The following is a 13,516-nucleotide window of genomic DNA, read 5'->3' as shown; positions in this document are numbered from 1 at the left end:
AAACAATGAACAAGATTCGCAAAGGCGACCAAGTCATCGTCCTTACTGGACGCGACAAAGGTAAACGTGGCGTTGTGTCGCTGCGTAAAGATGACAGCCACTTGGTGGTCGATGGCATTAACTTGGTGAAAAAACACACCAAGCCAAACCCAATGGCTGGCACGCAAGGCGGCATCGTTGATAAAACAATGCCTATCCATCAGTCCAACGTAGCCATTTTCAATGCTGCTACTGGTAAGGCTGATCGTGTTGGCATCAAAGTCCTGGCAGACGGCAGCAAGGTGCGCGTCTACAAGTCCAGCGGCGAAGAAATCAAGGCGGCATAAATATGGCACGACTCCAACAACACTACCGCGAAAAAGTTGCGGCCGAATTGACTGCTAAGTTCGGTTACACATCGCCTATGCAAGTTCCACGTTTGACCAAAATCACGTTGAACATGGGTGTAAGCGAAGCTGTGGCTGATAAGAAAGTCATGGACAACGCTGTGAGCGACCTGACCAAAATCGCCGGCCAAAAGCCAGTGGTGACCAAGGCTAAGAAGGCTATTGCGGGTTTCAAAATCCGTGAAGGCCAGCCAATCGGTTGCATGGTGACTTTGCGTGGCGTTCAGATGTATGAATTCCTGGATCGTTTCGTGACCGTGGCTTTGCCTCGCGTTCGTGACTTCCGTGGTATCTCTGCCCGCGCCTTCGACGGCCGTGGCAACTACAACATCGGCGTTAAAGAGCAAATCATTTTCCCTGAGATCGAATACGACAAAGTTGACGCTTTGCGCGGTTTGAACATCAGCATCACCACGACGGCTAAGACTGACGAAGAGTGCAAGGCGCTTCTCGCTGGTTTCCGTTTCCCATTCAAGACAGAGGTGGCACGTGGCTAAACAAGCATTGATCGAGCGCGAGCTCAAGCGTGACCGTTTGGTTGCAAAGTACGCTGCTAAGCACGCAGAGTTGAAGGCTATCGCCAACGACTTCAAGCGTAGCGATGAAGAGCGCGCAGCTGCCCGTTTGGGTCTGCAAAAGTTGCCTCGCAACGCGAACCCAACACGTCAACGTAACCGTTGCGCAATCACCGGTCGTCCACGTGGCACGTTCCGCCAATTCGGCCTTGGCCGCGCCAAGATTCGTGAATTAGCCTTCCAAGGCAACATTCCCGGCATCACCAAAGCCAGCTGGTAATAGGCAGGGAGATTCAATATGAGCATGAGTGATCCAATCGCCGACTTGCTGACTCGCATCCGCAACGCGCAAATGGTGGCTAAGCCCACTGTGATGGTGCCTTCTTCCAAAGTGAAGATTGCCATTGCGCAAGTGCTGAAAGACGAAGGCTACATCGACGGTTTTCAAATTAAAAAAGACGCTGGCAAGACTGAACTTGAGATTACTCTCAAGTACTACGCAGGTCGCCCAGTGATCGAACGCATTGAACGTGTGAGCCGTCCCGGCCTGCGCGTTTACAAAGGCTGCGGCGCTATCCCCCAAGTCATGAACGGCATGGGTGTGGCAATTGTCACAACACCTCAAGGTGTGATGACTGACCGCAAAGCACGCGCTACCGGTGTCGGTGGCGAAGTGTTGTGCTACGTCGCTTAACCGCAGCCTAAAGGAAAGACTGAAATGTCCCGAGTAGGAAAAATGCCTGTGACCGTCCCCCAAGGTGTGGACGTGTCTATCAATAACACCCAAATCAGTGTCAAGGGTACCGGCGGTACGCTGTCGATTGCCGCTAACGCATTGGTGAAGGTTGTCAACGAAGCTGGTCAAGTGACTTTCACACCAGTTGATGACTCTCGCGAAGCCAACGCCATGAGCGGAACTTTGCGTCAATTGGTCAACAACATGGTGACCGGTGTGACCAAAGGCTTCGAAAAGAAGTTGGTTTTGGTTGGTGTGGGTTACAAAGCTGCTGCACAAGGTTCTAAGTTGAACTTGGCAGTGGGCTACTCTCACCCAGTCAACAAAGACATGCCTGAAGGTATCAAGGTTGAGACTCCAGCTCCAACCGAGATCATCATCAAAGGTGCTGACCGTCAACGCGTCGGTCAAGTGGCCGCTGAGATTCGTGCGATTCGTCCCCCAGAGCCTTACAAAGGCAAGGGCATCCGTTATTCGGATGAGAAGATCACGATCAAAGAGACCAAGAAGAAATAAGGAGCTGCAACATGTTGACCAAAAAAGAGCAGCGACTCCGCCGGGCACGTCAAACACGTATTCGCATCGCCAACCAAGGCGTTGCACGTTTGATGGTGAACCGTACCAACTTGCACATCTACGCTACTGTGGTTTCCGCTTGCGGCACCAAAGTGGTTGCGACAGCATCTTCAGCCGAAGCCGACGTGCGCAAGCAACTCGGCGCAGCAGGCAAAGGCGGCAACGTCAATGCAGCGCAAGTGATTGGCAAGCTGATCGCTGAAAAAGCGAAAAAAGCTGGCGTCGAAAAAGTGGCGTTTGACCGTTCAGGTTTTGCTTACCACGGTCGCGTCAAGGCTTTGGCCGACGCAGCCCGCGAAGCTGGCTTGCAGTTCTAATCGGATTGGAAATTACACATGGCTAAATTTCAAGCTAAAGCGCAGGGTGACGGTCCAGAAGACGGACTCCGCGAAAAAATGATCGCGGTCAACCGCGTCACCAAAGTGGTTAAGGGCGGCCGTATTCTCGGTTTCGCAGCTTTGACTGTGGTGGGTGACGGCGATGGCCGCGTGGGCATGGGCAAAGGCAAGTCGAAAGAAGTGCCAGCTGCTGTTCAAAAAGCGATGGAAGAAGCCCGTCGCAACATGACCAAAGTTACTTTGAAAAACGGCACGATTCACCACACGGTGCACGGTCGTCACGGTGCTGCAAACGTCATGATGATTCCAGCGCCTAAGGGTACCGGCATCATCGCGGGCGGTCCAATGCGCGCTGTGTTCGAAGTGATGGGTATCACTGACATCGTGGCAAAAAGCCACGGTACATCAAACCCATACAACATGGTTCGTGCAACCTTGGATGCTTTGAATAATTCAACTACGCCAGCAGAAGTTGCTGCTAAGCGTGGCAAAAACATCGAAGAAATCTTCGCTTAATCTCGGAGCATTCAATGACTACCCCTCAAACTGTGAAGATCCAATTGGTGCGCAGCCCAATTGGCACCAAAGAATCGCACCGTGCCACCGTTCGTGGCTTGGGCTTGCGCAAACTGAATTCTGTGAGCGAGTTGCAAGACACGCCTGCAGTGCGCGGCATGATTAACAAGATCAGCTATCTGGTCAAAGTGCTGTAAAAGGTTGAAGATGGAACTCAATAACATCACCCACGCACCTGGCGCAAAACACGCCAAGCGTCGCGTTGGTCGCGGTATCGGCTCTGGCCTCGGCAAGACTGCTGGTCGCGGTCACAAAGGTCAAAAGTCTCGTTCAGGCGGCTACCACAAGGTTGGTTTCGAAGGCGGTCAAATGCCTTTGCAACGTCGTTTGCCTAAGCGCGGCTTCAAGTCCACCACTTTGAAGTACAACGACGAAGTGACCTTGGCTGACTTGCAACAACTCGGCGCTGCTGAAGTTGATATGTTGACATTGAAGGCCGCTGGTCTCGTGGCATCTATCGCTCGCGTGGTCAAGGTTGTCAAGACTGGCGAACTCACAAAAGCTGTCAAGCTCAATGGCATCGGCGCGACTGCCGGCGCTAAAGCTGCGATCGAAGCCGCTGGCGGCTCTGTCGCTTAATACTAAGCTTCAACAGGAATAGCACTCCGTGGCAACTACCTCTCCATCGATTGGCAATACCGACAAGTTCGGCGACCTCCGTCGCCGTCTGGTCTTCTTGTTGCTCGCCTTGGTGGTGTACCGCGTGGGTGCGCACATTCCTGTGCCCGGTATCAACCCAGACCAATTGCAACAATTGTTCAAGGGCCAGCAGGGCGGTATTTTGAGCTTGTTCAACATGTTCTCGGGCGGTGCTTTGTCGCGCTTCACCGTGTTCGCGTTGGGCATCATGCCTTACATCTCTGCATCGATCATCATGCAGTTGCTGACTTATGTGTTGCCTTCATTGGAGCAACTCAAAAAAGAAGGCGAAGCAGGTCGTCGCAAGATCACTCAGTACACACGTTTTGGCACTTTGGGCTTGGCTTTGTTTCAGTCCATGGGTATTGCCTTGGCGTTGGAAGCATCAGCCGGTTTGGTCAACGTACCAGGCTTTGGTTTCCGCATGACAGCCATGGTCAGTTTGACCGCAGGCACCATGTTCCTGATGTGGTTGGGTGAGCAAATCACTGAGCGTGGTTTGGGTAACGGTATATCTATTCTGATTTTTGCTGGTATCGCAGCAGGCTTGCCCGGTTCTATCGGTGGCTTGCTTGAACTGGTGCGTACTGGCGCGATGAGCATCTTGGCTGCTATCGTCATCGTGATTGTGGTGGCCTTGGTCACTTACTTCGTGGTGTTCGTTGAGCGCGGTCAACGCAAAATCTTGGTGAACTATGCGCGTCGCCAAGTGGGTAACAAGGTGTATGGCGGTCAATCGTCTCACTTGCCCTTGAAGTTGAACATGGCGGGTGTGATTCCTCCCATCTTCGCTTCTTCCATCATTCTCTTGCCCGCAACTGTGGTGAGCTGGTTCAGCTCAGGTGACAGCATGCGTTGGCTCAAAGATATTTCTGCAGCACTTGCACCCGGACAACCTGTCTATGTGATGTTGTATGCAGCTGCGATTGTGTTTTTCTGCTTCTTTTACACCGCCTTGGTCTTTAACAGCCGAGAAACAGCGGATAATCTGAAGAAGAGCGGTGCTTTTGTTCCCGGTATTCGTCCCGGCGACCACACTGCCAAATACATCGACAAAATTTTGGTTCGACTCACGCTTGCGGGCGCCGTGTACATCACCTTTGTGTGTTTGCTACCTGAGTTCTTGATCTTGAAATACAACGTGCCTTTCTACTTCGGTGGTACTTCGTTGCTGATTATTGTGGTTGTCACCATGGACTTTATGGCCCAAGTACAAAACTACATGATGAGCCAACAGTACGAATCACTGTTGAAGAAGGCAAGTTTCAAAACAACGCTCTAACGGGCCAAGTAAAAAAGTCGTGTTTCATGCCAATGAGGGTGTGAAATGAAATGAGTTTTAGGAGAGTGAAATGAGAGTTTCGGCTTCGGTCAAAAAAATTTGCCGCAACTGCAAAATCATCCGCCGCAAGGGCGTGGTTCGTGTGATCTGTACAGATCCACGCCACAAACAGCGTCAAGGTTGATTGAACTGGTTTAAAGAGGACGCACATGGCACGTATCGCTGGCATTAACATTCCGCCGCACAAACACGCTGAAATCGGTTTGACATCGATTTTCGGTATTGGTCGCACACGCGCTCGCAAAATTTGCGAAGCATGTGGCATTGATTACGCAAAGAAGATCAAAGATCTGACTGACTCGGACCTCGAAAAGATCCGTGACCAGATCGCTGAGTTCACGATTGAAGGTGACTTGCGTCGCGAAACAACAATGAACATCAAGCGTTTGATGGACATCGGTTGCTACCGCGGCTTCCGTCACCGTCGTGGTCTGCCAATGCGTGGTCAACGTACGCGTACCAACGCTCGTACACGCAAGGGTCCGCGTAAAGCAGCCCAGTCGTTGAAGAAATAATAGGACTGAACAATGGCTAAATCTCCAAGCGGCGCAGCTTCACGCGTACGTAAAAAGGTTCGTAAGAACATTGCTGACGGTATCGCGCACGTGCACGCGTCGTTCAACAACACCATCATCACCATCACTGACCGCCAGGGCAATGCTTTGTCATGGGCTTCGTCAGGTGGTCAAGGTTTCAAGGGCTCACGCAAGTCCACGCCTTTCGCAGCTCAAGTGGCTTCGGAAGTCGCTGGCCGCGCAGCCGTTGATCAAGGCATCAAGAATCTTGATGTCGAGATCAAAGGCCCAGGTCCTGGCCGTGAATCTTCAGTGCGCGCTTTGGCCGCATTGGGCATTCGCATCAACTCGATTGCTGACGTGACACCAGTGCCGCACAACGGCTGCCGTCCACAAAAGCGTCGTCGTATCTAAGCGTTCTTCGCTTTTTACTGTTAACCACAAGCCCACCGCCGCTGGCTAACCCCCAGCGGCTCCTCGCTTCTAGCGAGCAGCTGATTAGATAAGGAAATTCAAGTGGCACGTTACCTAGGCCCTAAGGCCAAACTCTCACGCCGTGAAGGCACCGACTTGTTCTTGAAGAGCGCTCGCCGCTCTATCAGCGACAAGTGCAAATTCGACAGCAAACCAGGCCAACACGGCCGCACATCAGGTCAACGTACGTCTGACTTCGGTTTGCAATTGCGCGAAAAACAAAAAGTCAAACGCATGTACGGTGTCTTGGAGCGTCAGTTCCGCCGTTATTTCGCAGCTGCTGACCGCCAAAAAGGCAACACTGGTGCAAACCTGTTGACCATTTTGGAAACACGTTTGGACAACGTGGTGTACCGCATGGGCTTCGGCTCTACACGTGCTGAAGCACGTCAGTTGGTGTCACACAAAGCCATCACTGTGAACGGTCATCAAGTCAACATCGCTTCTTACCTGGTAAAAGCTGGTGACGTGGTGGCTGTGCGCGAAAAGTCTAAAAAACAAGGTCGCGTGTTGGAAGCCCTTGAGTTGGCAAAACAAGTGGGCATGCCTGCTTGGGTTGAAGTCAACCTCGAAAAAGCTGAAGGCGTCTTCAAGAAGACCCCAGACCGTGACGAATTCGCTGCGGACATCAACGAATCTCTGATCGTCGAACTTTACTCGCGTTAATCCTGGTTGAAGTTTTCAACCTAACGCACCCCACGCTGCCTGCTCGCGCAGCGTGGTCCAGACACCCAGCCTTACCGGTGTAACGAACCGGGGGTATTGAGAGGAACTCTGAATGCAAACGAACTTGCTGAAACCAAAAAATATTCACGTCGAGCAATTGGGTCACAACCGTGCCAAGGTTATCTTGGAACCGTTTGAGCGTGGCTATGGCCACACGTTGGGAAACGCCCTGCGTCGCGTATTGTTGTCATCCATGGTTGGCTATGCAGTGACTGAAGTCACCATCGCCGGCGTGGTGCACGAGTACTCGTCTATCGACGGCGTGCAAGAAGACGTGGTCAACATCTTGTTGAACCTCAAAGGCGTTGTGTTCAAAATGCACAACCGCGATGAAGTCACTTTGAGCTTGCGCAAAGACGGCGAAGGCGCTGTGACTGCTGCTGATATTCAAGTGCCTCACGATGTTGAAATCATCAATCCTGAGCACGTCATTGCTAACTTGTCTCAAGGCGGCAAGATCGACATTCAACTCAAAGTTGAAACAGGCCGCGGCTATGTGCCAGGTACTGTGCGTCGTTATGGCGAAGAGCCAAGCAAATCAATCGGCCGTATCGTTTTGGATGCTGCTTTCTCTCCAGTCAGCCGCGTCAGCTACAGCGTTGAAAACGCTCGCGTTGAACAACGTACCGACCTCGACCGCTTGGTCATGGAAATCGAAACAAACGGAGCCATCACTGCGGAAGACGCCGTGCGTGCTTCATCCAAGATTTTGGTTGAGCAATTGGCTGTGTTTGCACAGTTGGAAGGCGACGCCATTAATAGCTTGATGAGCGCTCCAGCTGCAAGCAACCAAACTTTCGACCCCATCTTGTTGCGCCCCGTCGACGAGTTGGAACTGACGGTTCGCTCTGCCAACTGCTTGAAAGCAGAAAATATCTATTACATCGGTGACCTGATTCAGCGCACTGAAAACGAGTTGCTTAAGACACCTAACTTGGGTCGTAAGTCACTCAACGAAATCAAAGAAGTGCTCGCTTCACGCGGCCTGACTTTGGGCATGAAACTCGAAAGCTGGCCACCTGCCGGTTTAGAGCGTCGTTAATTTAAAAAACCCCGACTTTTAAAGTCCCCTGGCCGTACCTGATACGGCGGCCGGCAAAACATCAAAGGAAATCAAAATGCGTCACGGACACGGACTTCGCAAACTCAACCGCACTAGCTCACATCGTTTGGCTATGTTGCGCAACATGATGAACTCGCTCATCGAGCACGAAGCCATCAAAACCACATTGCCAAAAGCCAAAGAATTGCGTCGCGTCATCGAACCGATGATCACTTTGGCCAAAGAGCCTACAGTTGCAAACCGCCGCTTGGCATTTGATCGCTTGCGCGATCGTGACAGCGTTGTGAAATTGTTCAACGAATTGGGCCCACGTTTCAAGACACGTCCAGGTGGTTACACCCGCATCTTGAAAATGGGTTTCCGCGTGGGTGACAACGCACCGATGGCATATGTTGAATTGGTAGACCGCGCAGAAGTTTCTGAGGCTTCTTCTACCGAAACAGCCGCTTAATAGGTTATACTAATCCTCTTGACGCGCGATGGAGCAGCCTGGTAGCTCGTTGGGCTCATAACCCAAAGGTCGTAGGTTCAAATCCTACTCGCGCAACCACTTTAAAACGCCCGCTGAATTTATTCAGTGGGCGTTTTTCTTGGAAAATTCACAAATGGAAATCAGCCGCGTCGAGGCACTGTCACAACGCATCGTGCAAAGTTATGCATGGGGCGATGTCGTGTGGCATGTTTGGGGCTCACAGAAGGTGCTGAAAGCGAGCGCTAAGGTAGGTGGGGCCAATGATGACGGCAGAGCGGTGCTCAGCCCTTTGGTGTTGCTGCATGGCGGTTCTGGCAGCTGGACACATTGGGTGAGAAATGTCGAACATTTCGCCCAGCAAAGAGAAGTGTGGGCGCTAGACATTCCGGGCTTTGGAGATTCAAGTCTGCCCAGTGGCGTCACTGACGCCGATGGCTTGGTGCCCTACATTGCTGACATTCTCAAGCAAACATTTCATGACACCGCAGTTGATGTGATAGGGTTTTCTTTTGGCGGCATGACAGCAGGTTTGGTAGCAGCCGAATATCCAGCACTGATACGCCAGCTGATTTTGGTGGGCGCGCCAGGCTTGGGTCTGTTTGGTAAAGAGTTACCCATGCGTGGCATGATCCCCAGCATGGACAAGGATGCGCAGCGCCAAGTACACAGACACAACCTCAACACAATGATGTTTGTGCATCCAGAGAGCGTGACCGAGGATGTGATTGACCTGCAAGAAGTCAATGTGTCTCGTGACCGTTTGCGCCGCCGACGTATTGCACGTACCAATGTTTTAGCGCAAGTGCAAACACGGTGGACATGCCCTGTGCATGGCGTGTGGGCTGAGTTTGATGCCTTGTATAAAGATTCTTTGCAAGAAATCCCACATGTACTTACAAGCATGGCGTCATTCAACGTCGTGCCCAATGCCGGGCACTGGGTGATGTTTGAGAACCCAGTGGCATTCCATGCAGTTGTAGATTCATTGCTCAAACAGTGAGATAAAACAAAGTTGACGCAGCGCCACATAAGCGCACAATGAAAACATGTTGTACAAATTCAAATCGAAAGCCACGGGCGACCTCATCATGTTAGAGCCCCAAGGTAAACACATACTCAAACTCATTGGTAAAGAGCCGGGCGCCAAAGGCATCATCTTGCCCAATGAAATACTGGCTGCCATTGATGCCTTGAACGCCGCAGTTGTTCAAGAAGAGCTGACCATTCAAGCCGCCAAGGATGCAAGCAAAGGTGAGGGCGAAGATGGAACAGCAGCGCCTAAAACTGAAGGCGCGCGCTCCATCAGTTTGAAGCAACGTGTCGTCCCCTTCATTGACATGCTGCGCCGCGCACACGCCGAAGACAAAGAGGTTGTCTGGGGTGTTTGACAGCGAGACCAAGCACCACGCCTATGAAGCACTGACACCCGATGTGGTGTTAGATGCCCTGTCGAATTTAGGGCTAGAAGTCGATGGCCGACTTACGGCGTTGAGCTCGTATGAAAACCGCGTGTACCAAGCCATGTTGGATGACAACAGCTCGGTGGTCGCCAAGTTTTACAGGCCGGAACGTTGGGCAGATGCGCAAATCCTGGAAGAGCACAGTTTCGCTGCAGAACTGATGGCGGAAGAAGTGCCATTGGTCGGCCCGTTAAATTTGCATGGCAAGACCTTGCATCATGCACATGGCTTTGCATTCAGCGTCAGTCCACGTCGCGGCGGCCGTATGCCAGAGCTAGACGATACAGAAGTATTGGAATGGATCGGCCGCTTCATCGCGCGCATTCACAACGTCGGCGCACAGCAAGACTTCGCGTCGCGCCCACCGTTGGATGTGAATACATTCGCTATTGACTCACGCGACTGGTTGATGGAACACAGCATCATTCCGATGGACCAGCAAACAGAATGGTTGGCCGTATGCAATCAAGCGATTGACATAGCGAAAGATAAATTCGCAGCGCATCCTGCCCATCACATTCGACTGCATGGCGACTGCCACCCAGGCAATATTTTGTGGACACCCACAGACCTGCCCAATGGTGGTCCACACTTTGTAGACCTAGACGATGCGCGCATGGGGCCAGCCATTCAAGACTTGTGGATGTTGCTCAGTGGGGAACGTGCTCAGCGCACACAACAGTTATCGATGTTGTTAGACGGCTATGAGCAAATGCGAGAGCTCAATCGAAATGAACTGGCGTTGATCGAGCCATTACGAACTCTGCGTTTGATCCATTACAGCGCTTGGCTGGCAAGACGCAAAGACGACCCCGCCTTTGTTCAGCACTTCTCGTGGTTTGGCAGCAGTGACTATTGGGCGGGGCAAACGCACATGCTGGTGGAGCAGTGCGAAGCCATGCAAGAAGAGCCGCTGTACGTTTAACAGCCGAGTAGGTCGGCCAGTGCGTGAATGTCACGCGCATGCAAATCGTTGCCCGCTTGAGGCGATACATCTTTTGGCTGAGCTGCACCAAATTCAAAAGGTCGCTCAATGTAGGCCGTGCGCAAGCCACATGCGCGGGCGCCCTCTAAGTCATCGTGGTGCGCGGCGCACAGCGTGACTTGATGCGGTTGTAAATCGAATGTAGAAGCAACACCCAGATAAGTCGCAGGGTCGGGCTTGTAGGCGCGGAACACCTCAGCAGACAACACACAGTCCCAAGGTAAGCCTGCGCGCTTGGCCATGTTGGTGAGTAAGCCAGTGTTGCCGTTTGAAAGTGAGCAAATGGTGAACTTGTTTTTCAATCTCTGTAAGCCCGCCACACTGTCGGGCCATGCGTCTAATCGATGCCACACGCGGTTGAGATGCACGCGCTCGGCCTCACTCAAATACGTTAAACCGAACTTCGGCAGCAAGTCATCCAGTATCAAACGGTGCAACTCATCAATGCGCGTCCAACCCAACTCGCCCGAGCGAACACGTGCCATCGCAGGCTGATAACCAGCACGCCAGGCCAGCGCGAATGCGTTGGCATCCACAGCAGGGTAAAGCGATTGCACTTCGCGCATGATGCTTCCGTGCCAATCGACCACAGTGCCAAAAATATCAAAGGCCAACACTTGCGTGTTGGCCTTCAAGTCGTCTAAAGACGCGGGGTGGGTTGTGTCCATGTAAGTCATGGACTTAGTTTTACACCAAAAGTGCGTTCACCCGTTTCACATAGGCGGCAGGGTCTTCTGGCAATCCACCCTCAGCCAACAAGGCTTGGTCAAACAAGATGTGCGCCAAATCGTTGAAGTGGGGGTTAGCGTCGCCGCTGAGCTTCTTCACCAATGCGTGCTCAGCGTTCACTTCCAAGATGGGTTTCATCTCTGGCGCTTGCTGGCCAGCTTGCTTGAGCATGCGAGCCAGTTGCATGGACATGCCGTGGTCTTTGACCACCAAGCAGGCGGGGGAGTCGACCAAGCGGGTGGTCACGCGCACGTCATCGGCTTTGTCTTTTAAAGCTTCTTTGAGCTTGGCCAACACGGGCTTGAAGTTTTCAGCCGCATCTTCCGCTGCTTTTTTCTCAGCTTCGTCTTGCAGCGAGCCCAAATCCACAGCGCCTTTGGCGACGGATTGCAATGATGTGCCATCAAACTCTTGCACAAAGTTCAATGCCCACTCGTCCACACGGTCGGTCATCAGCAAGACCTCTATGCCCTTTTTGCGGAAGACTTCGAGCTGTGGGCTGTTCTTGGCAGCCGCCAAGGTGTCAGCGGTGATGAAGTAGATGGCCTCTTGGCCTTCTTTCATGCGCGCCTTGTAGTCGGCAAATGACACGCTCACAGTGTCAGTGCTGGTGCTGGCAAAGCGCAGCAACTTGGCGATCTTGTCTTTGTTAGCAAAGTCTTCGCCCAAGCCTTCTTTAAGGACTGCGCCGAACTCGGCGTAGAACTGGCTGTACTTTCCTTGCTTGGCCTTGTCTTCGTCATCCAGCACATCCGTTACACCGTCATCGCAGGCTGCTGGGGCTTTGTCGTGTTTGGCCAAGTCTTCCAACACGGCCAACACGCGGCGGGTGTTGCCTTCGCGAATCGCTTTGACGTCTCGGCTCTCTTGCAGCAACTCACGGCTCACGTTCAGTGGCAAATCGGCCGAGTCCACCACGCCTTTGATAAAGCGCAGGTAAGAGGGCATCAACGCCTCTGCATCGTCCATGATGAACACGCGTTTCACGTACAGCTTCAAGCCCGCTTTTTTGTCGCGGTTGAACAAGTCCATCGGCGCTTTGCCTGGGATGTACAACAGCTGGGTGTACTCGGTGCTACCTTCCACGCGGTTGTGGCTCCAAGCCAAGGGGGCCTCAAAGTCGTGACTGATGTGTTTGTAGAACTCGTTGTGCTGCTCGTCAGTCACGTCCTTCTTCGGACGTGCCCACAGGGCGTTGGCTTGGTTGATGGTTTCCCATTCATCGGTGAGCACCATTTCGCCGGGTTGGTCGTTTTCTCCCTCTTTCCATTCTTCTTTGCGCATGCGGATGGGCAAAGAGATGTGGTCTGAGTATTTGTTGATGACGGACTTGAGCTTCCATGCGCTCAGGTATTCCTCGGCATCGTCGCGCAGGTGCAAGATGATCTTGGTGCCGCGCTCGGCTTGGGTGATGGTCTCCACCTCAAAGTCGCCCGTGCCGGTGCTGCTCCAGCGCACACCCTCGCTGGCCTTCAGGCCAGCACGGCGAGACTCCACTGTGATGCGGTCAGCCACGATGTAGCCTGAGTAAAAGCCCACACCAAACTGTCCAATTAACGCGCCTTGGTCTTTGGCATTGGCTTTGTCATCGCCACTGAGCTTGCCCATGAATTCGCGCGTGCCGCTCTTGGCAATCGTGCCAAGGTGGGCAATGGCTTCTTCTTGGCTCATACCGATTCCGTTGTCGGCAATGGTCAGGGTGCGAGCGTCTTTGTCAAAGCTCACGCGCACTTCGAGGTCTGACTGTCCTTCAAACAAGGCATCGTTGTTCAGGCCTTCGTAGCGCAGCTTGTCGCAGGCGTCAGAGGCGTTAGACACCAACTCGCGCAAGAAGATTTCTTTATTGGAATACAGCGAGTGCGTGACAAGGTGCAGCAGCTGTGAAACTTCGGCTTGGAAGGAATGGGTTTGTTTGGTCATGGTCTTCAAAAACTAAATTACAAAAAACAACGCCCCAAGTTGTGGGGCGCAGGCCTAAATTTCA

The 13,516-nt window shown here is 52.6% G+C and carries 21 protein-coding genes and 1 tRNA gene; 20 read left to right on the top strand and 2 right to left on the bottom strand.

Annotated elements, in window-relative coordinates:
* Positions 1-5 precede the first annotated feature (5 nt).
* From rplX to B9Z35_RS09395, 20 genes are all read left to right on the top strand, one after another.
* Positions 6-326 (top strand): 50S ribosomal protein L24, encoded by a 321-nt coding sequence (rplX, locus tag B9Z35_RS09490; RefSeq protein ID WP_104796737.1) that lies wholly within the window; start codon positions 6-8, stop codon positions 324-326.
* A 2-nt stretch (positions 327-328) separates the two neighbouring features.
* Entirely contained in the window at positions 329-883 is a 555-nt protein-coding gene (rplE, locus tag B9Z35_RS09485) for a 50S ribosomal protein L5 (protein ID WP_108283429.1), read from the top strand.
* Positions 876-1,181 (top strand): 30S ribosomal protein S14, encoded by a 306-nt coding sequence (gene rpsN / locus B9Z35_RS09480; protein WP_108283428.1) that lies wholly within the window; start codon positions 876-878, stop codon positions 1,179-1,181. The genes rplE and rpsN overlap by 8 nt, the downstream gene beginning before the upstream one ends.
* A gap of 18 nt (positions 1,182-1,199) precedes the next feature.
* Positions 1,200-1,595 (top strand): 30S ribosomal protein S8, encoded by a 396-nt coding sequence (rpsH, locus tag B9Z35_RS09475; RefSeq protein ID WP_104796734.1) that lies wholly within the window; start codon positions 1,200-1,202, stop codon positions 1,593-1,595.
* A gap of 24 nt (positions 1,596-1,619) precedes the next feature.
* The gene (gene rplF / locus B9Z35_RS09470; protein WP_108283427.1) at positions 1,620-2,153 is read left to right on the top strand and encodes a 50S ribosomal protein L6; all 534 of its coding nucleotides are present in this window, start codon (positions 1,620-1,622) and stop codon (positions 2,151-2,153) included.
* A gap of 11 nt (positions 2,154-2,164) precedes the next feature.
* Positions 2,165-2,530, top strand: coding sequence for a 50S ribosomal protein L18 (gene rplR / locus B9Z35_RS09465; RefSeq protein WP_108283426.1), 366 nt, complete (start codon positions 2,165-2,167; stop codon positions 2,528-2,530).
* Positions 2,531-2,548: 18 nt separating this feature from the next.
* Positions 2,549-3,067, top strand: coding sequence for a 30S ribosomal protein S5 (gene rpsE, locus B9Z35_RS09460; RefSeq protein WP_108283425.1), 519 nt, complete (start codon positions 2,549-2,551; stop codon positions 3,065-3,067).
* A gap of 14 nt (positions 3,068-3,081) precedes the next feature.
* A complete protein-coding gene (gene rpmD / locus B9Z35_RS09455) occupies positions 3,082-3,264 on the top strand; it encodes a 50S ribosomal protein L30 (protein WP_104796730.1) in 183 nt (60 codons plus the stop codon).
* Positions 3,265-3,274: 10 nt separating this feature from the next.
* A complete protein-coding gene (gene rplO / locus B9Z35_RS09450; RefSeq protein WP_108283424.1) occupies positions 3,275-3,706 on the top strand; it encodes a 50S ribosomal protein L15 in 432 nt (143 codons plus the stop codon).
* Positions 3,707-3,734: 28 nt separating this feature from the next.
* Positions 3,735-5,048, top strand: coding sequence for a preprotein translocase subunit SecY (secY, locus tag B9Z35_RS09445; RefSeq protein WP_108283423.1), 1,314 nt, complete (start codon positions 3,735-3,737; stop codon positions 5,046-5,048).
* A gap of 70 nt (positions 5,049-5,118) precedes the next feature.
* Positions 5,119-5,232: a 50S ribosomal protein L36 gene (gene rpmJ, locus B9Z35_RS09440; protein ID WP_011481465.1), complete on the top strand. Its 114-nt coding sequence runs from the start codon at positions 5,119-5,121 to the stop codon at positions 5,230-5,232.
* A 25-nt stretch (positions 5,233-5,257) separates the two neighbouring features.
* Positions 5,258-5,623 carry a 30S ribosomal protein S13 gene (gene rpsM, locus B9Z35_RS09435; RefSeq protein ID WP_104796727.1) on the top strand — a complete coding sequence of 122 codons (366 nt, stop codon included), beginning with the start codon at positions 5,258-5,260 and terminating at the stop codon, positions 5,621-5,623.
* Positions 5,624-5,635: 12 nt separating this feature from the next.
* Complete coding sequence (rpsK, locus tag B9Z35_RS09430; RefSeq protein WP_100133809.1) at positions 5,636-6,037, top strand: 30S ribosomal protein S11; 402 nt, start codon at positions 5,636-5,638, stop codon at positions 6,035-6,037.
* 102 nt (positions 6,038-6,139) lie between these two features.
* Positions 6,140-6,763, top strand: coding sequence for a 30S ribosomal protein S4 (gene rpsD, locus B9Z35_RS09425; protein WP_104796726.1), 624 nt, complete (start codon positions 6,140-6,142; stop codon positions 6,761-6,763).
* 112 nt (positions 6,764-6,875) lie between these two features.
* Positions 6,876-7,865, top strand: a complete 990-nt coding sequence (gene rpoA / locus B9Z35_RS09420) for a DNA-directed RNA polymerase subunit alpha (RefSeq protein ID WP_108283422.1) — start codon at positions 6,876-6,878, stop codon at positions 7,863-7,865.
* A 76-nt stretch (positions 7,866-7,941) separates the two neighbouring features.
* Complete coding sequence (rplQ, locus tag B9Z35_RS09415) at positions 7,942-8,337, top strand: 50S ribosomal protein L17 (protein WP_108283421.1); 396 nt, start codon at positions 7,942-7,944, stop codon at positions 8,335-8,337.
* A gap of 22 nt (positions 8,338-8,359) precedes the next feature.
* Positions 8,360-8,436: transfer RNA gene (locus B9Z35_RS09410), tRNA-Met, on the top strand.
* A gap of 55 nt (positions 8,437-8,491) precedes the next feature.
* A complete protein-coding gene (locus tag B9Z35_RS09405; RefSeq protein ID WP_108283420.1) occupies positions 8,492-9,358 on the top strand; it encodes an alpha/beta fold hydrolase in 867 nt (288 codons plus the stop codon).
* Positions 9,359-9,404: 46 nt separating this feature from the next.
* A complete protein-coding gene (locus tag B9Z35_RS09400; protein WP_108283419.1) occupies positions 9,405-9,746 on the top strand; it encodes a DUF1840 domain-containing protein in 342 nt (113 codons plus the stop codon).
* Positions 9,739-10,743, top strand: coding sequence for a serine/threonine protein kinase (locus B9Z35_RS09395; protein ID WP_233246527.1), 1,005 nt, complete (start codon positions 9,739-9,741; stop codon positions 10,741-10,743). Before B9Z35_RS09400 ends, B9Z35_RS09395 begins: the two co-directional genes overlap by 8 nt.
* Here the strand turns inward: B9Z35_RS09395 and B9Z35_RS09390 are convergent.
* Both B9Z35_RS09390 and htpG read right to left on the bottom strand, forming a co-directional pair.
* Entirely contained in the window at positions 10,740-11,471 is a 732-nt protein-coding gene (locus B9Z35_RS09390; RefSeq protein ID WP_108283536.1) for a haloacid dehalogenase type II, read from the bottom strand. The genes B9Z35_RS09395 and B9Z35_RS09390 overlap by 4 nt on opposite strands.
* 19 nt (positions 11,472-11,490) lie before the next feature.
* Positions 11,491-13,452 (bottom strand): molecular chaperone HtpG, encoded by a 1,962-nt coding sequence (htpG, locus tag B9Z35_RS09385; protein ID WP_108283417.1) that lies wholly within the window; start codon positions 13,450-13,452, stop codon positions 11,491-11,493.
* Positions 13,453-13,516 lie beyond the last annotated feature (64 nt).

Source organism: Limnohabitans sp. Jir61, from assembly GCF_003063545.1.
GTDB lineage: Bacteria > Pseudomonadota > Gammaproteobacteria > Burkholderiales > Burkholderiaceae_C > Limnohabitans.
Note: the sequence above shows the minus strand (reverse complement) of the source record. Positions and strands in the feature narration are given on the sequence as shown.

Excerpts from the sequence above, each read along its gene's own strand:
- rplF (WP_108283427.1), top strand. The coding sequence starts at position 1,620 with ATGTCCCGAGTAGGAAAAATGCCTGTGACCGTCCCCCAAGGTGTGGAC.
- rpsE (WP_108283425.1), top strand. The coding sequence starts at position 2,549 with ATGGCTAAATTTCAAGCTAAAGCGCAGGGTGACGGTCCAGAAGACGGA.
- htpG (WP_108283417.1), bottom strand. The coding sequence starts at position 13,452 with ATGACCAAACAAACCCATTCCTTCCAAGCCGAAGTTTCACAGCTGCTG.
- rplR (WP_108283426.1), top strand. The coding sequence starts at position 2,165 with ATGTTGACCAAAAAAGAGCAGCGACTCCGCCGGGCACGTCAAACACGT.
- B9Z35_RS09400 (WP_108283419.1), top strand. The coding sequence starts at position 9,405 with ATGTTGTACAAATTCAAATCGAAAGCCACGGGCGACCTCATCATGTTA.
- rpmJ (WP_011481465.1), top strand. The coding sequence starts at position 5,119 with ATGAGAGTTTCGGCTTCGGTCAAAAAAATTTGCCGCAACTGCAAAATC.
- rpsK (WP_100133809.1), top strand. The coding sequence starts at position 5,636 with ATGGCTAAATCTCCAAGCGGCGCAGCTTCACGCGTACGTAAAAAGGTT.
- rpoA (WP_108283422.1), top strand. The coding sequence starts at position 6,876 with ATGCAAACGAACTTGCTGAAACCAAAAAATATTCACGTCGAGCAATTG.
- rplE (WP_108283429.1), top strand. The coding sequence starts at position 329 with ATGGCACGACTCCAACAACACTACCGCGAAAAAGTTGCGGCCGAATTG.
- rpmD (WP_104796730.1), top strand. The coding sequence starts at position 3,082 with ATGACTACCCCTCAAACTGTGAAGATCCAATTGGTGCGCAGCCCAATT.
- rplQ (WP_108283421.1), top strand. The coding sequence starts at position 7,942 with ATGCGTCACGGACACGGACTTCGCAAACTCAACCGCACTAGCTCACAT.
- rpsM (WP_104796727.1), top strand. The coding sequence starts at position 5,258 with ATGGCACGTATCGCTGGCATTAACATTCCGCCGCACAAACACGCTGAA.
- B9Z35_RS09390 (WP_108283536.1), bottom strand. The coding sequence starts at position 11,471 with ATGGACACAACCCACCCCGCGTCTTTAGACGACTTGAAGGCCAACACG.
- B9Z35_RS09405 (WP_108283420.1), top strand. The coding sequence starts at position 8,492 with ATGGAAATCAGCCGCGTCGAGGCACTGTCACAACGCATCGTGCAAAGT.
- rplO (WP_108283424.1), top strand. The coding sequence starts at position 3,275 with ATGGAACTCAATAACATCACCCACGCACCTGGCGCAAAACACGCCAAG.
- rpsH (WP_104796734.1), top strand. The coding sequence starts at position 1,200 with ATGAGCATGAGTGATCCAATCGCCGACTTGCTGACTCGCATCCGCAAC.
- rplX (WP_104796737.1), top strand. The coding sequence starts at position 6 with ATGAACAAGATTCGCAAAGGCGACCAAGTCATCGTCCTTACTGGACGC.